This window comes from Methylobacterium sp. E-041, assembly GCF_022829665.1.
Lineage (GTDB): Bacteria > Pseudomonadota > Alphaproteobacteria > Rhizobiales > Beijerinckiaceae > Methylobacterium.
The window spans coordinates 60,641-79,954 of record NZ_JAKSYQ010000027.1; the positions used below are offsets into that span (position 1 = coordinate 60,641).

Consider the following 19,314-nt stretch of genomic DNA (forward strand, 5'->3'; position numbering starts at 1 on the left):
GGACGAGACCATGCTGGTGGTCGAAGACGAGCCGAAGGTAGGCAGGTTGGTCTCCGACATTCTCGAAGACCTCGCCTAACCCGACATCGAGGGTCGCTCGCATCCGGTCGATGATCGAGGAGAGCCGGGAGGAGGCATGGGGCTCCGGCCAACCGATCCCGGGCTTACCTCCGAAGGGGCCCGGGGTGCTTCTCCGGCGGCATCGTCTCGCGCACGTGGTGCCGGACCAAGGAGGGGCTGAACGGCTTCCCGATGAACGTCGCCCCATAGGGCAGGTCCCCGGGTTCAGGTCGCACATTGCCGGAGGCGACCACGATGGCGATGTGGGGCCACGTCACGGCCGTCCGCCGCGCCAGGTCGAAGCCGTTGTCCGGGCCGGGCATCTGCACGTCCGTGAACAGCAGCTGCACCTTGCCGTGGTGCTCGTCTAGCACCCGCATCGCCTGGGCGACGTTCATCGCCTCAAGAACCACGAAACCGGCATCCTCCAGGATGTCGGACACATCCATCAAGATGAGGGCGTCGTCGTCGACCACGAGGACATGGGGGGCATCGGCGGTGTCAGGCAGGGGCATGGATACCAAAGGCCGGCCTGGCCGGTAGGTTGCCGCATAACATAGGTTTCTTTTGCGTCCTTGAAGCCCGGTTGCCTGGCGACGTTTCCGTAGGTCCCGTGGATGCGGGCCCCTAGGGCCTGTCGTCGCCTGAACAGATTGGCTGGGCTTGCGTTTTCGTCTCTCTGATGGAGGAGGGACGATGCTGAGCGACGCGCAATGGGCTGATCTGGAGCCTCTGGTTGAAGCCTGCCGGCCCAAGGCCAAAACGCCTCCGCAGGATCTGCAGCGCACGCTCTCGGCCATTCTCTGGCGGCATCAGAACGGGGCCAAATGGCGGGCCATTCCCGAGGAATTGGGACCCTGGTGGCGGGCCGCCCAGATCTTCATCCGCTGGTCGCGTGCCGGCGTCTGGGAGCGGCTTCTTCACCTTGTGCAGGAACGCGGCGTCCAACTCGGCATGGTGTTCCTCGACGGCACGAACGTGCGGGCGCACCAAAAGGCGGCGGGAGCCGCCAAAAGGGGGGATCTGCGGCCGAGCGAGACGCTCGTGAAGCTCTTGGCCGCTCGCGTGGCGGCGATAGTACCAAGGCTTGCGTGCTCGCCGACGGGCAGGGCCGCGCCATCGCCTTCCGGCTGGCGCCCGGTCAGGCCCATGAACTCCCTCACGCTGTTCCCCTGCTCGATCAACTGCCGGGGGTGCCCAAATGGGTCGTGGGAGACCGCGGCTATACCAGCCACGTCTTTCGCGAACACATCTGGGACATGGGCGCTCGGCCTGCGATCCCGCCTCAGCGCCACGAAGCGCCCGTGGCCTGCCCGGATTGGATCTACAACAACCGTAACCAGGTCGAGCGCCTCTGGGCCAGGCTCAAAGAGTGGCGCGCCATCGCCACCCGCTACGAGAAGACCGCCGTCAGCTTCATGGGCGTCCTCTACCTCGCCGCCGCCCTCGATTGGCTCAAGCGATGACACGCCCTAGTGGTCGAAACCTGACGCTTGGTACCCATTCGCGAGGTCAGCTTGGGGTGGAATGCGGAAGGTAACCGGCCGCCCGCAAGCGGACATTCCGCATCCGACCCAACTACGCCATAGAAGCGGGCTGACGCTGTTCTCGAAAGCAGACATCGAGGCTGGGCTCGCGTCACGGAGGCATTGTTTGAGATGTTCGCCTTCCGGACTGGCGACACCGCTCGATTAATCCGTGATCTGCACCTGCACGACGCCGCCGAGTTTGCCGGGCTTGCCCGCCGCGACCACGAGGTAACGGCGGCTCGGGCCGGCGTCCTTGCGGGTGACTTGCCGGATCGGGCCGATCGCGTTGACGATGGCCGCGCCGGCCGGGTTGGTGGTGAAGGCGGCGAGTGGCTCCAGGCCGGTCGCGCCCTTCGGATCTGCGGACAGCGCCAGCACGAACGGCATCTTCGGCGCCAGTCCCGTGATCGCGGCCTGCAGCGTCTGCAGCACGCCCTGGTCGAACAGGGTGACCTGCGTCGCCGGCTTGCCGTCGCTGCCCGCGAGCGTCAGCGCACTGGTCTGGCCTGCGGCCCCCAGCGGCTGCAGGTTTTGCATTCCGTCGCCCTCCGGTACGGCGTTCGGGACGTAGGCGACGCCCTGCGGACCCTGCCCGATCGGCACCTCGGCGATCACCGTGTTCGACGCGGTGTCGATCACCGCGGCCTTGTCGGCGTTCTCCAGACCGACATAGACGCGGCTGCCGTCGCCCGAGGGCCAGAGCCCGTGCGGCAGGGCGCCGGTCGGGATCGTTGCGAGCTGGGAGAAATCGTCGGTGCGGAACACCTTGACCTGGTTCAGGCCGCCAATCGTCACGTAGGCGAACTGGCCGGCCTTGGTCGAGACGATGTTGACGTGGTTGGTGATCGGCCCGGTCTCGATCGTCTTCAGCGGCGCGAATGGCGGACGCGCCGAAAACACCTGGGTCCGGCCGACATCCTTGAGGGTGAACCACACCTGCTTGCCGTCCGGCGTGGCGGCGATGTCGGGGCAGAACGGACTCTCCTGCTTCACGCGGCCGACGATGGCGTGGGTCTTGGTGTCGATGACGACGGTCTCGGGGCTGAAGCTGGAGCAGACGTAACCGTAGGTGCCGTCCGGCGAGAAGATCGTCATGCCCGGCCCGTTCGGTACGGTGATCCGGCGGGTCTCCATGGCGGTCGCGGCATCGAGCACGGCGATATAGTCCTCGCCGCGCACGCTCACCCAGACCTCTCGGCCGTCCGGCGTGAAGAAGGCTTCGTGCGGCGAGCGGCCGACATAGGCGGTGTGGCGGACCGCGTTGGTCGCCGTGTCGATGAAGCTCACGGAGTTCGAACCGATCGAGACCGCGAGCAGGGTCCTGTGGTCCGGCGAGAAGCCCATGCCGTGAACCAGAAGCTGCCCGCGATAGAGCGGGCTCAGGTTTGTCGGCGTCGGGTCGCCGAGCCGGATCACCCCGAGCAGGGTGTTGGCGGCGGGATCGACCACAGAGACCGTATTGGAGAACTGATCGGAGGTGTAGAACCGGTCTTTGCTGCTGATGGGCACGTCGGGCGCCGAGGCGGGGCCTGGAGCCTGCCCGGCGAAGGCCGAGCCGGAGAGCAGCACAAGGGCGAGAACGGTCAGGGCGGTCTTCATCGGCGGTGCTCCGAAGGCATCTCGGCGGCAGGTGCCGCGCCATGGTGGTGAACGGGAGGGGCGCCGGCGGCCCGACCCGGCATCGCGAGGCGATCGGCGAGCGCGCGGCGCATCACATCGATCTCCTGGCCCTGCTCGACGACGATCCCCTGCGCGAGGCGGCGCAGGACCGGATCCTCGCCGTGGAGCAGCTCCGCCTTCGCCATCGCGATCGCGCCTTCGTGGTGCGGGATCATCATCGCGGCGAAGTCGCGGTCGGGGTCGCCCGAGGGCGGGACCATCATGTCGGCATGCATCTGCGCCATCGACTGCGCCATCATCGCGTCGAAGGACGCAGACGGAGCTGCCGCTGGCTCGGTGGCGGCCAAGGTCGGGCGCATCATCATCCGGCCGCCGACGAGGCCGCTCGCCATCAGCGCCGCCGTCACGGCAAATCCCAGTGCTCCGCGCATGCGGCTTCCTTTTGATCCGGTGTCGATGGGAAGGATGCCTGGGGCGCGGCTTTATTCCGCGGATGTGGCTGAGAGCCCGTTCACGCCTTCGTGATCTGTCGTCGAGAAGACGCGTGGAATAGAGGCGCCTCTTCGGCATCCCTCCCGATGCGGTCATGCTCGACCGCGGGAGACCTCACCCATGCGCACTCTGCTGATCCGCGGCGCCTTCGCGGCTGTCGCCTTCTCCGCCTTGGCCGCCCAGGCCGCCGCGCCTGCCATGACGGCCGAGACCGCCAAGGGGCCGGCGCTCGTCGATGCCAAGAGCATGACCCTCTACACCTTCGACAAGGACATGGGCGGCAAGTCGATGTGCAACGGCCCCTGCGCCACCAACTGGCCGGCCCTGATGGCCGCCTCCGGCTCGGCCGCCAGCGGCGACTGGACGATGGTGACGCGGGACGACGGCACGATGCAGTGGGCCTACAAGGGCAAGCCGCTCTACACCTTTGCCAAGGACACCAAGCCCGGCGACATCACCGGCGACGGCTTCCTCAATGGCGCGTGGCACATCGCCAAGCCTTGATCGGTGAATGCCTTGATCGGCCCCCTCTGACCGGGAAGCATCGTTGGACGAGATCGCCGCCCTGATCGAACCGCAAATCCCGGCCCTGCGGCGCTACGCCGTCGCGCTGTTGCGAGACCGCGAGGCGGCGGACGACCTCGTCCAGGACACCCTGGAGCGGGCCTTGTCCGCTTGGTCCGGGCGCCGCCGCGACGGCGACCTCCGAGCGTGGCTGTTCACGATCGAGCGCAACCTGTTCCTCGGCGCCGTCCGGCGCCAGGGCCGGCGCGGCGTCGATTGCGGCGCGGAAGCGCTGGAGCAGGTGCCCGACCCAGGTATCGACCCGGAGGCCGCGATGGGGGCCCGCGACGTGCTCGCCGGCCTCGACGCCCTGCCCGAGGAACAGCGCTCGGTGCTGCTCCTCGTCTCGGTGGAGGATCTGTCCTATGCCGAGGCGGCCCAGGTGCTTGGCGTACCGCTCGGCACCGTGATGTCGCGGTTGAGCCGGGCGCGGACGCGGATGCGAAGTTTTCTGGAAACAGGCCGAACCGGCCTCTTGAGGAGGGTGAAATGAGCGGGGATCCACGCCCGGTCGGCGAGGACGACCTGCACGGCCTGATCGATGGCCGCCTCGAACCGGAGCGGCAGGCGCTGGTCGAGGCATGGCTCAAAGGAAACCCCGCGCGTGCGGCCGAGGTCTCGGCGGATCGCGCTCTGCGCGAGCGCCTGCGTGCCCGCCTCGCGCCGATCGCCGAGGAGGCGATCCCGGCGCGGCTCCGGGTGGCCAACATTCGCCCGCGACGTCGGTTCGTCGGCAGGGGCTGGTTCCCCATGGCGGCTGCAGCCGTGCTCTGCCTTGCGCTCGGCGGTGCCGGCGGCTGGGTCGGCCATGCCCTGCGCGGCGGACCCGCAACGGCGATGGTGACGGAGTCACCGGCGACGCAGGACGCGGTCGCGGCCTTTCGCACCTTCGTGGTCGAGGTGGTGCATCCGGTGGAGGTGCGCGCCGACGAGAAGCCCCACCTCGTGACGTGGCTCTCGAAGCGCCTCGGTCACGCGGTCGCGGCCCCCGATCTCGCGGCCCAAGGGTTTCGCCTGATGGGCGGGCGGCTGCTGCCGGCCGGCGCTGAATCCGCAGCGATGCTAATGTACGACGACGACCGCGGAACCCGCCTGACGCTTTACAGCCGCGTCGGAGACGGCGATGGGCGAACGCTCTTCCGCTTCGCCCGAGAGGGCGACATCGCTGCCTTCTCCTGGGTCGATGGTGGCATGTCCTACGTCGTCACCGGCCGTACCGACGAGGCCCGGCTGCTCACCGTCGCGCAGGCGGTCGATGCGCACGTCCGCGGCCTCGCGCCGGATCGTCGGCAGCCGTGACCCTCGACCAGCTTCGCATCTTCGTGGCGGTGGCCGAGCGGCAGCACGTGACGCGAGCCGCCGAGGCGCTGAACATCGTCCAGTCGGCGGTCAGCACGGCGATCGCCAACATCGAGGGGCGGCACGCGACGAAGCTGTTTCACCGGGTCGGCCGCGGGATCGAACTCACCGAGGCGGGGCGCGTATTCCTCATCGAGGCTCGCGCGGTGCTCGCCCGGGCGGAAGCCGCCGAACTGGTGCTCGCCGACCTCAGCTGCCTGCGACGCGGGACGCTGGCGCTCTACGCCAGCCAGACCATCGCCAGCGACTGGCTGCCGCGCCACCTCGTCGCCTTCCGCCGCACCTACCCTGAGATCGCCATCCGGCTGGCGGTCGGCAACACCACCGATGCCGCCGACGCGGTGCGCGCCGGGCAGGCCGAACTCGGCTTCGTCGAGGGAGCGTTGGACGACCCGACGCTTGCGAGCACCACCATCGCGCGGGACCAACTCGTCCTCGTGGTTGCCCCAACACATCCCTTCGCGGGGGCGACCGCGCTCGCACCCGAGGACCTCGCCGGGGCCGATTGGGTGCTGCGCGAGGCGGGATCCGGAACCCGCTCGGCCTTCGAGGCAGCGCTCATGGAGGCTGGCCTCTCCACGGCCCAACTCCGGGTCACGCTCGAACTGCCCTCGAACGAGGCGGTGCGCGCCGCCGTCGAGGCCGGGGGCGGGGCCGCCGTCCTGTCCGAGACCGTGGTCGCCGCCGCGCTACGGGCCGGAACGCTGGTGCGGGCGGCGTTCGCCCTGCCGAGCCGGCCCTTCCGGGTGCTGCGCCACAAGGAGCGCTATCGCAGTCGGGCAGCCGACGCGCTGCTCGACCTGATCCAGGAGGCGGCTGCCGGATGAGGGAACCTGCGAAGCCCGTTCCCCCCGACGACCCGCGGGTCAGGCTCGCCGAGGACCGCACGGTGCTGGCAGCCGAGCGCACCTTCGTGGCGTGGCTTCGCACCGGGCTCGCCTTCCTCGGCGTCGGCCTGGCCGCGCAGCGCTTCCTGCGAGAGGTGCTGGCGGTCTGGCCACTGAAGGTGCTGTCGCTCACGCTGATCGCCTGCGCGCTTGCTTCGTTCGCCGGCGCCGCATGGCGGGACCGGGCGATCCGAGCGCGACTCGCCCATGCCGAGATCCCGATGATGCCGCGCATCCTCACCGTCGGGGTTGCGGCCCTACTCATCGCGATCTCGGGCCTCGCGGCCACTGCCCTGCTCTGGGCGTGACGGTCAGGCCACCGTGACCCGCACCCGGTGCCAGGCGGCGCTGAGGTAGCCCTTGTAGTTCCAGGTGTCGTCCGGCGCCGCAGGCTGGGTCTGGCCGGCGGAGTCCCAGGCCCGCACCGCGAGTTCGTGCTCGCCGGTCGTCAGCTCGCAGTCGATCTCCCAGAACGTCCAGGCGTAGGGCGCGTCCGCATCGCGGTCGATCCGGGCCTGCGCCCAGCTGCGACCGCCATCCGTCGAGACGTCGACGCGGGCGACCGCTCGGTCGCTGGCGATGGCGTAGCCGCGGATCGCGTGCCGGCCGGCCTTCAACGCTGCGCCGCGGGCGGGCTCGCAGATCGCGCTGTTGAGCGGCATCGCCTCGATGGTGATGCCGTGGGCGGGGTCCGCGGTCTCGGCGGTCACGTCGGGCGGAAACAGCTTGTAGTCGTCGGCCTGCATCGGGTTGTCGGAGGGGTGATCCTGCACCGTGATGCGGGCGAGCCACTTCGGGCTGCGGATACCGGCAAAGCCCGGCACCACCACGCGCAACGGATGGCCGTGCTCGGGGGCGAGAGGCTCGCTGTTCATCGCGAAGGCGAGCAGCGTCTCGGGGGCGAGCGCCTTGGCGAGCGGGATCGAGGCGCCGAAGCGCGTGTCCGTATGGGCGATCCGGTCGTGGCTCTCGAAGGCGACGTGACGTGCGCCCCCCGCGTCGAGGCCGGCCGCGCGCAGCACGTCGGCGAGGCGCACGCCGGTCCATTCCGCGTTGCCGATGGCGCCGGCCGCCCACGGGTCGCCGGCGACCGGGGCCACCGCCAGCATGTCGGCCCGGCGGTTGCCGGCGCATTGCATTACTGCCGTGACGGTGATGGGTGCGAACCGCGCCTTGAGGTCGGCGACGGACAGGTCGAGCGGCGTCGCGACCATCCCGTCGACGGTCAGGCGGTAGCTGTCGGCGTCGATGTCCGGGATGTCGCCGTGGCTGCGGACGTAGAAGTCGGCCTGCTCGGTAATGAAGGTCGCGCGCAGGCGATCGAGCGGCGGCTCGGCGTTGTAGGGCGCCTTGCCGTGGACGATGAGGCGGTCCTTGCGCTGGAACAGGCCGAGCATGGGGTCTTTGTCCTGCGTTCGTGACGTGTCGACGACGAGAACGCGCCGGGAACCGATAAGGCCCCCGGCGCGCGTCGCCTCAGGGCTTCATCGTCGAGATGACCGCGTTCTTCGCCCGGTCCACCACGGCGACGCTGAGGTCGCGGTTGAGGACGTAGGCGCGGGCGTTGTCGGTCGAGAACGCGATCGCCTGGCGCGGCTCGTTCAGGCCGGTCACCGTTGCGACGACCTTGAGAGTGCCGGTGTCGATCACCGACAAGGAGTTGTCCTTGAGATTGCCCGAATAGACGAAGCGCCCGTCCGGGGTCAGCGCGGCGCCGTAGGGGTCCTTGCCCACTGCCACCTCGGAGGTGACCTTACGGGCGGCGACATCGACCACGCCGATGGTATTGCGGCCGCTGTTGGCGGCAAACAGCGTCTTACCGTCCTTGGTGATCGAGATGGCGCGCAGCTTGTCGAACCCGGCGATCTCGCCGGTGATCTTGTTGGTAGCGGTATCGACCAACGTGATCTTGTCGCCGAGGAAGTTCGTCACGAACACGGTCTTGCCGTCCGGCGACAGCTTCACGCCCTGGCGCGGCTGCGCGAAGCCGGGGATCACGGCCTCGGCGAGCATGGTCCTGGTGTCGAACACGGTCAGCGTGCTCGCGGCCTCGTTGTTGACGTAGAGCTTGCCTCCGTCGGCCGAGAGCACCGTACCGAACGAGCCGGGGCCCGCGGCGAGAACGCCGGCCTCCTTGCCGGTGGCGGTCTCGTAGACCGTGATCCGGCCGGTGCCGCTGTCGGAGACGTAGAAGCGGGCGCCGTCCGGCGCGAACACGATGTTGCGCGGCGTGACGAAGCCGTCGAGGCGGCGCAGCACCGTGCCCTTGGCGACGTCGTAGACGACGACGGCGCTCTCCTCGCTGTTCGAAACAGCGGCGACGGTCCCGGCGGCGTTCAGCGCCAGGGCGTTGTTCTTGATCGCGCCGTCGAAGCCGGCGGCGAACCCGGGCTGGGCCTGGGCTAGGAGCAAGGCGGCTCCGGTGAGGAGGGTGCGGAGGCTGGTGCGGATATGGGTCATGAAGCGGGTCTCTCGGGCATGCGCGCTCGTTCGGCGGCCGGGGCCTGCCGTGAGGGCTGGTTCGAAATCGGAAATCCGTGGTGCAAGGCCGGGCCGGCCGTGCATCGCCCTGAGGAGACGCCAGAAGGCGCGGTTTATTCCCCGAGGCCGGCGAAATAGCGCGGCGGCCTCGGGATTCGGGGGTTCAGGGCGTCGGCTTCAACGCCGTGAGGTAGTCGACGATGGTCTGCACGTCGGCCTGATCGACGGGCGCCTTGTAGACGTGGACCATCTTGTTCACGGTCTCGGTCCACTGCGCCTTCGTGAGCTTGGGCTGGGTCAGCACCATCCCGGCCGAGTGGCAGGCGAGGCAGTTGTTATTGACCGCCTCGGCCCCCGGTCCGTCGGGGAACATTCGGTCGGAAGTCGGGAATTCGATCGATTGCGAGGTGAAGCGCATCGGCTCGGGAGCCGGGGCGGCGAGCGCCACCAGGGGAGACAGTATGAGCGCGGCGATGAGGGCCGCAGGGCGGATTGGGTTCATGGCTGTTCTCCTCAAGCGGCCTGGAAGGACACGGCCTCGATGCCGTTCTGCATGAAGCCGGCGCCGTTCCAGACCCGGTCCATGGGCTGCGCGACGCCGTTGGTGTTGGTGCAGCGGACCCTGATCGTGTGGGTGCCGGAGGCCAGCGCCGGTAGGCTGCCCTCGAAGCGGCGGAAGCTGTAGGGGCCCTCGTCCGCGCCGAGCTGCGCCGGGAACCACGTCGCTCCGCCATCTCCGGAGAAGTCGACCGTCTTCACCCCGCAATCGCCGCCGAAGGCGATGCCGCGAAGGGCCACCGGCGTTCCGGCCGCCACCTTGGCGCCATCGGTCAGGTTGGTGACGAAGGAGCGCGGCACCATCCTGTTGATCGGGACCGTCTTGAAGCCGGTCTGGCCGGGCTTAATGTTGGCGCCCGGCACGTCCGGGATGCGGTAGGCGGTCTTCATCCAATATTGGTCGTCGGGCTTGTCCAGCACCTCGATGTCGGACAGCATCTTGACCCAATAGGTCGAGTACCAGCCCGGCACCACGAGGCGGAGCGGGAAACCGTTGAGCAGCGGAAGTTGCTCGCCGTTCATCGCGTAGGCGATCATCACCTCACCATTGTTGGCGTGGTCGAGATCGAGGGACTTCTTGAAGTCCGGCGCGTCGTCGACCACGGGCTCGTCGAGGCCGCTGAAGCGCACCTGCAAGGCACCAGACTTCACGCCAGCGCGTTCGAGCACGTCCTTGAGGCGCACCCCGGTCCAGCGGGCGTTGCCCATCGAGCCGTTGGCCCATTGCGCGCCGGGCACACGCGGCTCGAACAGCCCGCGTGAATTGCCCGAGCACTGGTTCACCGCGGCGATCTCGAAGCGGGGCAGGCCGGCGATGGCGTCGAGGGAGAGCGAGAGTTCCTTATCGACGTGGCCGTGGACCTTAAGACGGAAGGTGCCGGCGTCGACTTCGGTCGGGATCGAGGCCCAGTGCCAACGGACGTAGAAGCGGTCGTTGGGTGTGAACACGCCCTCGTCGAATACCGAGAACGGCGTCTCCAGCAGCGGCGGATGAGTGCGCTGCAGGATCATCTCGCCCTTGTCCGGAAAGGCCGTGGTCAACGCCCGCTCATCCGGGCCGCCCGGCAGCGGAAGCTTCACCGAGCCCGCCGCCCAGGCCGGCATGGCGGCGCCGAGGCTGCCGAGCCCTAGGCCACCCAGGACGAGGCGGCGGTTCGTCGGTCTGTCCAGTCCGTGCATGGTCTCTCCCCTAAGAATGTCGGCGTCGATGCGTTCGAGGGCATCGGACCCGTCGCGATTCCTCGCGACCATGGAGATGCTACGGGATACGATTTATTCCTTCCAACGGTCTTTCGCGATGTGAATGATCTCCAAACGCGATGATTTGAGAAGTTTCGATCTACGATGGGACGATCAAGGACGCCGTCTCGGCGTCACGCCGCCGGCGCGCCGACGGGCGCGGTCCTGCGATGCCCGAACAGGGCGTGACGCTCTGAAAAACCGCGAAGGGCGACGGTGCCGAGAGGTTCGAGGGCATGTGCCAACCCGTCGATGAAGGTGTCGGTGGCGATCAGCGGCGTGTCGTAGGTCTTGCACAGGCGCTCGACGCGAGCGAGCACGTTGAGATCGCGGCCGATCGCCGTGAAATCGACCCGGTCGCCGCCGCCGATATTGCCGTAGGCGATCTCCCCGACATGAAGTGCGACGCCGACCTCGAAGGCAGCTGTGTCACCGTCGCGCAGGGTCGCAAGCGCAGCGAGTGCGGCCTCGGCGGCATGCAACGCGGCACGGCGCGCCGCGGCCTCGTTGCGATCGGCATCGAACACGGCCAGTAGCCCGTCGCCGATATACTTCAGCACCTCGCCGCCTTCCGCCTCGATGGCCGGCACGATGGCATCGAACATCCGGTTGAGGGCGGCCACGACACAGTCTGGGCTCTGCCGGTCGGACAGTTCACCGAACCCGCGCAAGTCAGTCAGCATCATCGCGGCCCGCATCAGGCGCACGTCGCCACGCCGCACCGTGCCGGCCAGAATCTGCCGCGCCGGGTCGCGCCCGACATAGGCGCTCAGCACCGCGCCGAGCATGTCGTCGAGCGCCTTGATCTCGAACAGCAGCGAGAAAGACCCGACCAGCGCCAGCAACGTGTCGATCTCGATCGGCGTGAAGCCGCCCGGTCTCGCCGTGGCCCAGGAGGCGGCGCCCATGCGTCCACGCGCGGCGCGCAGCGGCACGATGAGGTAGTCGGTCAGACCCTCGTCGCGAAGCTCGCCCAGCACGGGAAACGGCAGCGGCCCATCCCCGTCGAGACGGCATCGGAATGGGGTACGGGTCTCGACCACGTGCTCGACGGTGTTGCCGTGAAAAGTCGGCGTACCCTCGATGCCGTGGCGGCGACGCAGGGCTAGGCTCGACGCTCCGGGATGCCAGACGCGCATCACCCACCGGAACGACGGATGCAGGGTCGGCGCGTGGGTGGTGGCGCGGGCCAGTGGCAGGCCGAGCCCCGAGAGGCACGCGCTGAACCCGTCGAGAAGGGCTGCCGCGTCCGCCGCTTCGCGACCCGGCCCCATCAACCATCCCGTCGCCTGCGCGACCGCCTCGGACGAAGATTGGGACGAACGTGTCACGGCAGTTCTTTCATCAAGAATTCGGATCGATGCCATAGCGCGGATCAGACGAGGCCGAGCACGTGGATCAGGCCGAGGCTGACGGCGCCTAGCGCAAGGAGCGAGGCGACCACCGCGAGGGTCACCCGCGCCCCGGCCTTGGCGACGCTGCGCACGTCGACCCCGAGGCCGAGCGCCGCCATCGAGACCACGGTCAGCACGTTGGCGGTCTCCGACATCGGCGCGAGCGCAACCTGCGGGACCAGCCCGGCCGAGCGAAGGCCCGCGAGCGCCAGGAAGGCGAGGATGAACCACGGCACCAGGCGGTGGATCGCGAGGCCGCCGCGGGCCGGGCGGTCGCCGGCGGTGACGCCGGGGGCAGCCTCGTCGGTCTCCTCGCGCAGCCGGCTCGCGCCGAGGGAGAGCACCAGGACGACCGGGCCTAGCATCAGCACCCGGACGAGCTTCACCAGGGTTCCGACCTGGACGCTGAGCGCCGCGACCGGCGCGGTGGCGGCGAGGACCTGCGGAACAGCGTAGACGGTGAGGCCGGCGAGCACGCCGTACTGCATCGGCGACAGACCGAGCAGCGGCACCAGCAGCGGCAGGCCGAGCACCACCAGCACGCCCAGCACCGCGGTGAAGGCGATGGAGGCGGCGACGTCCTCGCCGTCGGCGCCGATCACCGGGGCCGTGGCCGCGATCGCCGAGTTGCCGCAGATCGAGTTCCCGCAGGCCACGAGGATCGCCATGCGCGGATGCAGCCCGAGCGCTCGGCCGATGCCGTAACTCGACAGGATCGCCACGACGACGACGCCCGCGATGCCGAAGAGCAGGCCCGGTCCGGCGGCGAGGATCGTCGCGAGGCTGAGCGACGCGCCGAGCAGTACGACCGCGATCTCCAGCACGGTCTTGGCCCCGAAGGCGATGCCGGGAAAGAAACGCTGCGACGGGGTCCAAATGGTGCGGATCGCGCTGCCGAGCAGGATCGCGAGCACCAGGGCTTCGAGCCAGGCACGACCGAACAGGTGCGCCTCGGCGGCTTCGAAGCCGATCGCTGCGGCGGTGACCGCCACGCAGAGGCCCAGTCCCGGAAGGATGGCTCTCGTGCCGGCCAAGGCACGCGTCGGACGAGAGTGGGAGAAAAGTCTGGGCGCGGACATGGATGGCTCCGATGTGATGCCGGAGGATCCCAGGTCCCGTTCATTCACTCCAACGGAATGATTAGATGCTTTTCATCACTGAAATAGATGAAATGCGGACCCCTTCAGAGTTTGCGGAGACGCATTGTGAGGGGCCGACAGGCGGATTCACCCGTCGATCCAGCGGGCCGTGATCGTCGTGTCCGCAGCAAGCTCATAGATCCTGACTGCTGTTCCTGATCGTCGTGCTTGGTCCCTACGTGGCCCGGATCCCGATGGCCGCCCTCGTTGCGGTGATGATCATGGTGGCCATCAACACCTTCCAGTGGAAGTCGCACGGGACCCTGGTGACCCACCCGAAGGCGTCGAGCTTCGTGATGCTCGGCACCGTGGCGGTGGTGGTCGCCACCCACGACCTCGCCAAGGGCGTCCTTTTCGGCGTGGTCCTCAGCGGTCTGTTCTTCGCCCACAAGGTTACGAGGTTCTTCGCCGTCCGGTCGTCCCACGGTAAGGGCGACGTGCGGACCTACCAGGTCACCGGGCAGATCTTCTTCGCGACGGCCGAAGCCTTCCACGCCGCCTTCGGTTTTCGCGAGGAGGCCCTGCGGGCGGTCGTGACTGACCTGCAGGCGGCGCACTTCTGGGACATCTCGGCCATCAACGCCCTCGACCGGGTCGTGCTGAAGTTCCGTCATCACGGCATCGCGGTCGACGTCGTCGGCATGAACGAGGCGACGGCCACGATGGTCGAGCGCGTCGGCACCCACGACAAGCCGGGGGCGACCTTCGCCGTGGGCGGCCACTGACCGTGGCGTCATCCTTCGCAAGGGCGGACGGATGCGGGCTGCCGTCTTCATCCGCCGGTGCGACAGGTCCCTCGGGTGCGCGGTCTGAAAGTCGGGTCGGCAGGTTTGCGGCGTTTGTCGGGAGGTGCGACCTCGATGACCCTCGACCTCTCTCGGCCAAAGGCCTTTCGGCACCATCGCCGACGCCCGCAACGCTTTGCCCTGGCCGGGGACCGCGGCCGCGCCCCGCATCGCGCTCCGTTGGACGAGTGTCAGGTGGGACGGGACGATCCGCGCGACCGTATCCCCGACGCTTTCGCGATCAGGGGGAAGGCCCACATGGGAGCGACGCCGGTCCTCGATCTGCCTCAAGGGTGGAGGCACAGAAATCGACGACCCGCGAAATTCCCGCCTCGGCCTTCCTCGGAACGTCGAGGCTAAGCCGACGCCGGATGGTGGCCGGCCCTCTGGGGAACGACCAGAACGCATACGACCATCAACGCCGCGAGCACCACCGAGATGGTCAGGTCGCTGATCCCCAGGCCACCCTGGGCAGAGGGCTTGTCGAGCGAGTTCGCGACCGTCGCACCGAGCGGACGCGTCAGGATGAAGGCGGCCCAGAACAGCGCCGTGCGGGAGGTTTTCGTGAAGAAGTAGAGACCGGCCGTGACGGCCAGGGCGCCGGCGATCAGCAGGGCGCTTCCGTTGTAGCCGAGTGGGGTGTCGTCGGCCATCCAGTCGCCCAACGCGGTGCCGAGCGTCTGCGAGAACATGATGGTCAGCCAGTAGAAACATTCCACCTTCGGGGTCGCGACGGTCTCGACCGCGACCGTCCCCTCCGACCTGTACCAGAGGCCGAGCGAGCCCAGCACGAGCGCGAGGAGGGATAGCGACCCGCCAAGGTAGCCGATGCCCAGCGACCGGTCGAAGAGATCGGCCATCGTCGTTCCCGCCAAGGTCGTCGCAGTGATGACGGCCCAGTACAGGGACGGGTGAAACCGCTTGGCGTTGATCTGGGCCGCCACGGCGACAGCCAGGAGGGTCGCGAAGATCAGGGTGCCGACGAGGTAGCCCAGACCCAACGTCAGGGTGACGGCGTTGCCGCCGACCTCGCCCAGGGTCGTGGCAACGATCTTGATCCCCCAGAAGGCCAGCGTGATCTCCGGGACCTTGCTCACTTCGATACCGGTTCGGTCGTCGGCCATGGATGGGTCCTCCGTCAGGTCGATGGGTCGGCGGCGTCACGGCTGCCGCTCAGGACCCGATCAGCTTCCTCAGCCGGTCGAGGTTGGCGAGTTGCCGAAGGGCGGTGTCGCGGTCGGCCGCGGCCAGGCCGAGGATGACGGCCTCCAGGGCGACGAGCGTGGTGGCGTGAAGGGCGACCTGGTTCGCGCGGCCGCGACGGGCCAACAGCACGACCGTGGCCTTGCGGGCGATGGTGCTGGTCTCCGTGTCGGTCACGAGGACCACGGGCAGGCCCAGACGGTGCGCCTCGCCCATCACGGCCTGCACCTCGCGGTAGGGCTTGCCGTAGGCCAGGAGTACGACCGCGTCGTCGGCATGCAGGCCCAGCAACTGGTCGGCCAGCGACCATCCCGTCGCATCGAGAAGCAGGCTCTGCCGTCCCGAGCGCGTAAGTTGGAAGGCCACGTACCGGGCAAGATGCGCGGAGGGGCCGATCCCGAAGACGCCGATCCGGGTCGCTGGATGCAGGGCGGTGACCGCCGCGAGGATACCCGCGCGTCCGTCCTCGGTCCGGAGCGCTTCCATCCCCTCCCGGTGCGCTTCCAGCACGGCATCGATGGCATCGCCGGTGGTGGCGCCGACTTCCGCCAGCGTTCGACGCATGTCGGTCGCCGGCGTCCGTCGGCCGTCGAGTCCGGCGGCGAGCGCCTGCTTGAGATCGGGCAGGCCATCGAACCCCAGCGCCTGGACGGCGCGGATCACGGTCGCGTCCGATGTCGCGAGATGCGTGGCGATCTGCTGGGCCGAACTTGCGAGAACCGTCGCCCGGTTCTGATCCAGGTAACCCGCAACCCGGGCAACGGCGGGGGACAGGGATGGCATCAGCCGCCGGACCGTGTCGCCGAACTCGTCCGCCATCGGCTTCGACTCCGCCAGTCGGTGGTGCCCCGTTTGGAACCATGATGTAGCATTTTCTACAATGATGTTGACATCGGTAGCAAGAGCGACATTTCCTCCCGACGGAAACCGCGTCCGGCCAAGCGGTCGAGTGGCAGGGAGGATCGGAATGGCCATCGACTGGGTGCATGCATGGCCCACGGCACTTGCGGCGTTTCTCGCCTCCATCGTCGAGTTCGTCGAGGCCCTCACCATCGTGCTCGCCGTCGGCGCGACCCGGGGTTGGCGGAACGCCCTCGCGGGCGCCGCGGGCGCCCTCGCCGTCCTCCTTGCCATCGTGCTGCTCTTCGGCCCACTGCTGACCCGCATCCCCCTGCGGGACGTACAACTCGTCGTCGGCGGCCTGCTGCTGCTGTTCGGCATGCGTTGGCTGAGCAAGGCCATCCTCCGCTCCGCCGGGGTCATCGCCCTGCACGACGAGGACGAGGCTTACGGCAAGCAGGCGGCCGCGCTGGGCACCGGAGGCGGCGGCCGCCTTCGATGGGATGCGGTGGCCGTGACCACCGCCTTCAAGATCACCATGCTCGAAGGCCTGGAAGTCGTCTTCATCGTCGTCGCCGTCGGTGCGGGCGGGGCGGGACTCCTGGTCCCCGCCAGCCTCGGGGCGCTCGGCGCCCTGATCGTCGTGGTGGCGCTCGGCGTCGCGCTTCACCGCCCCCTGTCGATGGTGCCGGAGAACACGCTCAAGTTCACGGTCGGCGTCCTCCTGTCGGCCTTCGGCGCGTTCTGGGTCGGCGAGGGCATCGGCCTCGACTGGCCCGGCGGCGACTGGGCGGTCGCGGCGCTGACCGCGGGCTTCCTCGGCCTCTCGGTTCTGGCCGTGCCGACGTGCCGTCGACGTGCCGCCGCCCTTCGTCCCCTTCCCAACCTCTAGGCATCCGCATGCACTGGCTCGGAACCGTCCTTCGCGAACTCCTGGGATTGGTCGTGGACGATGTCGGCTTCGCCGCCTCCATCGTCGCCTGGGTCGGGGCGGCTTGGCTGGTGCGCGCCTACGGACAGGCCGGCACGACATCGGCCGCGATCTTCCTGTTCGGAGGGCTAGGCCTGATCCTGGTGGAAAGCGTCCTCAGGCGTTCCGGGGCGCCGCGATGACCCGGCCCTCGCTGCCGGTCGCGACCGATGAGATCAAGGCCGCCGAGATCACCCCATCGCTCCTAGCACGCATGGGGCAGCGCGACTTCGGGCTGGCGGCGGGCGCCTTCCTCGTCGTGGCACTGCTCCTCGGCTTCGGGCTTCTCGCCGACGAGGTGATCGAGGGCGGAACAGCACGGTTCGACCTGGCGGTGCTCACCGCGCTTCGAACGGGCAAGGATCTCGCCATCCCCATAGGACCGGCCTGGGTGCAGGAGACGGGACGGGACGTCACCGCGCTGGGAAGCTTCGTCTTCCTCGGCTTCCTTTCGGCCGCGACCGTTGGTTACCTCATGCTGGTCCGCAAGCGCGGCCTCGCGATGGTGATGGTGGCCGCGGTCCTCGGCGGCGCAATCGCAAGCACCTTGCTCAAGTACGGCATCGACCGGCCCAGGCCGGACTTCCCGAACGCGGTGCGGGTCTTCACGCCGGGCTTCCCGAGCGGTCACGCAACGCTTGCAACCGTCACCTTCCTGACACTCGGCGTCCTCCTGACCCGAGGGAGCGCCGACCGCCGTATGAAGTCGTACTTCATGGGCCTGAGCGTGTTCCTGACGGTGGCGGTTGGGCTGAGCCGGATCTACCTCGGCGTGCACTACCCGAGCGATGTCCTCGCCGGATGGTGCGTGGGCGCGGCCTGGGCGGTGTCCTGCTGGATCCTCGCCCTCTGGCTTCAATCCCGCGGCGAGATCGAGCGGGAAGTAGCCGAGGCCGCACCGGCTCGATCCGGAACGGGCACGGAGCCGGAGCTCAGTCGATGATGCGGCGGGATGCGATGGTGGTATCCGGACCGAACTCGTAGACCCGGATCGATCCGGTCGCGATCTCGACGGATTCGATTTCCCTTGGGCCCAGTCCTTCGAGCACCATCACCAAGGCCCGCAACGAGTTGCCGTGGGCGACGACCAGCGTTGGACCGCGCATCGCCGCCGGCTGGATATGCCTTAGGTGGAAGGGCACGACCCGGGCGACGGTGTCCCGGAGGCTCTCGCCGTTCGGCGGCTGACCCTTGTAGGAGCGCCGCCAGCCCTCGATCCGCTCCGCCCCGAAACGTTCGTAGGCGCCCTGCTTGCCAAGGCCGCTGAGGTCGCCGTAGTCGCGCTCGTCCAGGGCGGCATCCCGGAGGGGCACCAGATCGGCCTGCCCCAGGGCATCGAGCGCCAGCCGGGAGGTCGCGATGGCCCGCGCGAGGGTCGACGTGAAGGCTGAGGCGAAGCGAAATCCTTCGTCCTTGAGCCGCAGCCCGGCCGAGCAGGCTTCCTGTCGGCCCCGCTCGGTGAGGGGTGAGTCGAGCAGTCCCGTGAAAAGGCCGTCGGCGTTGGCTTGGCTCTGGCCATGGCGGACGAGGACGAGACATCGCCCCGGCGGGGGTACTGGGGAGGCGATCACGCGGGCTCCGGGCGAAGGGTGGTGCGGACAGGGAAATGCCGGCGCGGAGGACCCGCGCCGGCACCCTAGGCTCCTTGGTGTTCGCGACCGATCAGTTCGGCAGGGCGAACACGGTGAGCTGGCCACCGAGGTTGGTGTAGCTCGACAGGGCGGCGTAGCCGCCCACCGCGCCGAGGCCGGCGTTCGGGTCGGTCAGGCCGGCCGCGAGGCCGATGCCGGCCCAGCCACCGACACCCGACAGGATGCCGACGTACTGCTTGCCCTTGTGGGTGTAGGTCATCACGTTGCCGATGATGCCCGACGGGGTCTTGAACTTGTACAGTTCCTTACCCGTCTTGGAGTCGACGGCCTTCAGGTAGCCTTCCAGCGTGCCGTAGAAGACAACGTCGCCGGCGGTGGCGAGGGCGCCCGACCAGACCGAGAACTGCTCGGGATCGGACCACGCGATCTTACCCTTCACGCCGTCCCAGGCGATGAAGTTGCCCATGCCGCCATGGCTGTTCGGCGCGGGGTACATCGACAGGGTCGCACCGACGTAGGGCTGGCCCGGGGTGTAGGTCACCCGGAACGGCTCGTAGTCCATGCAGACGTGGTTGGTGGGCACGTAGAACAGGTTGGTCTTC

The 19,314-nt window shown here is 68.7% G+C and carries 21 protein-coding genes and 2 pseudogenes; 10 read left to right on the top strand and 13 right to left on the bottom strand.

The window, feature by feature from the left end; genetic code table 11:
- Window positions 1–164: 164 nt before the first annotated feature.
- On the bottom strand, window positions 165–536 hold the full coding sequence (locus MKK70_RS01400) for a response regulator (RefSeq protein WP_147840845.1): 372 nt from the start codon (window positions 534–536) through the stop codon (window positions 165–167).
- 220 nt (window positions 537–756) lie between these two features.
- On the opposite strand from MKK70_RS01400, the gene MKK70_RS01405 reads away from it, so the two are divergent.
- A protein-coding gene (locus MKK70_RS01405; protein ID WP_243945504.1) for an IS5 family transposase occupies window positions 757–1,526 on the top strand; the annotation gives its coding sequence in 2 pieces (ribosomal slippage) (window positions 757–1,072 and window positions 1,072–1,526; 771 coding nt in all).
- Between the two features lie 225 nt (window positions 1,527–1,751).
- Here the strand turns inward: MKK70_RS01405 and MKK70_RS01410 are convergent.
- Both MKK70_RS01410 and MKK70_RS01415 read right to left on the bottom strand, forming a co-directional pair.
- Complete coding sequence (locus tag MKK70_RS01410; RefSeq protein ID WP_147840843.1) at window positions 1,752–3,188, bottom strand: YncE family protein; 1,437 nt, start codon at window positions 3,186–3,188, stop codon at window positions 1,752–1,754.
- Window positions 3,185–3,640 carry a DUF305 domain-containing protein gene (locus MKK70_RS01415; RefSeq protein WP_147840842.1) on the bottom strand — a complete coding sequence of 152 codons (456 nt, stop codon included), beginning with the start codon at window positions 3,638–3,640 and terminating at the stop codon, window positions 3,185–3,187. Before MKK70_RS01415 ends, MKK70_RS01410 begins: the two co-directional genes overlap by 4 nt.
- A gap of 181 nt (window positions 3,641–3,821) precedes the next feature.
- On the opposite strand from MKK70_RS01415, the gene MKK70_RS01420 reads away from it, so the two are divergent.
- From MKK70_RS01420 to MKK70_RS01440, 5 genes are read left to right on the top strand one after another with little or no spacing between them, the layout of a single operon-like run.
- A complete protein-coding gene (locus MKK70_RS01420) occupies window positions 3,822–4,205 on the top strand; it encodes a hypothetical protein (RefSeq protein ID WP_147840841.1) in 384 nt (127 codons plus the stop codon).
- A 43-nt stretch (window positions 4,206–4,248) separates the two neighbouring features.
- The gene (locus tag MKK70_RS01425) at window positions 4,249–4,758 is read left to right on the top strand and encodes an RNA polymerase sigma factor (protein ID WP_243924979.1); all 510 of its coding nucleotides are present in this window, start codon (window positions 4,249–4,251) and stop codon (window positions 4,756–4,758) included.
- Window positions 4,755–5,564, top strand: coding sequence for an anti-sigma factor family protein (locus MKK70_RS01430; RefSeq protein ID WP_147840839.1), 810 nt, complete (start codon window positions 4,755–4,757; stop codon window positions 5,562–5,564). Before MKK70_RS01425 ends, MKK70_RS01430 begins: the two co-directional genes overlap by 4 nt.
- Window positions 5,561–6,451 carry a LysR family transcriptional regulator gene (locus tag MKK70_RS01435; protein WP_147840838.1) on the top strand — a complete coding sequence of 297 codons (891 nt, stop codon included), beginning with the start codon at window positions 5,561–5,563 and terminating at the stop codon, window positions 6,449–6,451. Before MKK70_RS01430 ends, MKK70_RS01435 begins: the two co-directional genes overlap by 4 nt.
- The gene (locus MKK70_RS01440) at window positions 6,448–6,819 is read left to right on the top strand and encodes a YidH family protein (RefSeq protein ID WP_056203338.1); all 372 of its coding nucleotides are present in this window, start codon (window positions 6,448–6,450) and stop codon (window positions 6,817–6,819) included. The genes MKK70_RS01435 and MKK70_RS01440 overlap by 4 nt, the downstream gene beginning before the upstream one ends.
- A 3-nt stretch (window positions 6,820–6,822) precedes the next feature.
- On the opposite strand, the gene MKK70_RS01445 is transcribed toward MKK70_RS01440, so the two are convergent.
- From MKK70_RS01445 to MKK70_RS01470, 6 genes are all read right to left on the bottom strand, one after another.
- Window positions 6,823–7,908 (bottom strand): sulfite oxidase, encoded by a 1,086-nt coding sequence (locus tag MKK70_RS01445; RefSeq protein WP_147840837.1) that lies wholly within the window; start codon window positions 7,906–7,908, stop codon window positions 6,823–6,825.
- 79 nt (window positions 7,909–7,987) lie between these two features.
- Window positions 7,988–8,971: a beta-propeller fold lactonase family protein gene (locus MKK70_RS01450; protein ID WP_147840836.1), complete on the bottom strand. Its 984-nt coding sequence runs from the start codon at window positions 8,969–8,971 to the stop codon at window positions 7,988–7,990.
- Between the two features lie 184 nt (window positions 8,972–9,155).
- Window positions 9,156–9,494 (bottom strand): c-type cytochrome, encoded by a 339-nt coding sequence (locus tag MKK70_RS01455; RefSeq protein ID WP_147762548.1) that lies wholly within the window; start codon window positions 9,492–9,494, stop codon window positions 9,156–9,158.
- An 11-nt stretch (window positions 9,495–9,505) separates the two neighbouring features.
- Window positions 9,506–10,729, bottom strand: a complete 1,224-nt coding sequence (locus tag MKK70_RS01460; RefSeq protein ID WP_147840835.1) for a molybdopterin-dependent oxidoreductase — start codon at window positions 10,727–10,729, stop codon at window positions 9,506–9,508.
- A 194-nt stretch (window positions 10,730–10,923) separates the two neighbouring features.
- Complete coding sequence (locus MKK70_RS01465; RefSeq protein ID WP_147840834.1) at window positions 10,924–12,063, bottom strand: adenylate/guanylate cyclase domain-containing protein; 1,140 nt, start codon at window positions 12,061–12,063, stop codon at window positions 10,924–10,926.
- Between the two features lie 101 nt (window positions 12,064–12,164).
- The gene (locus MKK70_RS01470; protein ID WP_147840833.1) at window positions 12,165–13,262 is read right to left on the bottom strand and encodes a YeiH family protein; all 1,098 of its coding nucleotides are present in this window, start codon (window positions 13,260–13,262) and stop codon (window positions 12,165–12,167) included.
- A gap of 206 nt (window positions 13,263–13,468) precedes the next feature.
- On the opposite strand from MKK70_RS01470, the pseudogene MKK70_RS01475 reads away from it, so the two are divergent.
- Window positions 13,469–14,047, top strand: a pseudogene (locus tag MKK70_RS01475) (STAS domain-containing protein); the annotation flags it as partial.
- A gap of 416 nt (window positions 14,048–14,463) precedes the next feature.
- Here MKK70_RS01475 and MKK70_RS01480 read toward each other — a convergent pair.
- Both MKK70_RS01480 and MKK70_RS01485 read right to left on the bottom strand, forming a co-directional pair.
- On the bottom strand, window positions 14,464–15,231 hold the full coding sequence (locus tag MKK70_RS01480) for a hypothetical protein (protein ID WP_147840832.1): 768 nt from the start codon (window positions 15,229–15,231) through the stop codon (window positions 14,464–14,466).
- A 49-nt stretch (window positions 15,232–15,280) separates the two neighbouring features.
- Window positions 15,281–16,129, bottom strand: a complete 849-nt coding sequence (locus MKK70_RS01485) for a MurR/RpiR family transcriptional regulator (protein ID WP_187275329.1) — start codon at window positions 16,127–16,129, stop codon at window positions 15,281–15,283.
- Window positions 16,130–16,277: 148 nt separating this feature from the next.
- Here MKK70_RS01485 and MKK70_RS01490 point away from each other — a divergent pair, with 148 nt between their 5' ends.
- From MKK70_RS01490 to MKK70_RS01500, 3 genes are read left to right on the top strand one after another with little or no spacing between them, the layout of a single operon-like run.
- The gene (locus tag MKK70_RS01490; protein WP_147840830.1) at window positions 16,278–17,042 is read left to right on the top strand and encodes a COG4280 domain-containing protein; all 765 of its coding nucleotides are present in this window, start codon (window positions 16,278–16,280) and stop codon (window positions 17,040–17,042) included.
- A 53-nt stretch (window positions 17,043–17,095) separates the two neighbouring features.
- Window positions 17,096–17,263, top strand: a complete 168-nt coding sequence (locus tag MKK70_RS01495) for a hypothetical protein (RefSeq protein WP_187278719.1) — start codon at window positions 17,096–17,098, stop codon at window positions 17,261–17,263.
- On the top strand, window positions 17,260–18,063 hold the full coding sequence (locus MKK70_RS01500; RefSeq protein WP_147840829.1) for a phosphatase PAP2 family protein: 804 nt from the start codon (window positions 17,260–17,262) through the stop codon (window positions 18,061–18,063). The genes MKK70_RS01495 and MKK70_RS01500 overlap by 4 nt, the downstream gene beginning before the upstream one ends.
- On the opposite strand, the gene MKK70_RS01505 is transcribed toward MKK70_RS01500, so the two are convergent.
- Together MKK70_RS01505 and xoxF5 are read right to left on the bottom strand one after the other, a co-directional pair.
- Window positions 18,053–18,688, bottom strand: coding sequence for a 2,3-bisphosphoglycerate-dependent phosphoglycerate mutase (locus MKK70_RS01505; protein ID WP_409565425.1), 636 nt, complete (start codon window positions 18,686–18,688; stop codon window positions 18,053–18,055). The genes MKK70_RS01500 and MKK70_RS01505 overlap by 11 nt on opposite strands.
- A 94-nt stretch (window positions 18,689–18,782) precedes the next feature.
- A pseudogene (xoxF5, locus tag MKK70_RS01510) lies at window positions 18,783–19,314 on the bottom strand (lanthanide-dependent methanol dehydrogenase XoxF5); the annotation flags it as partial.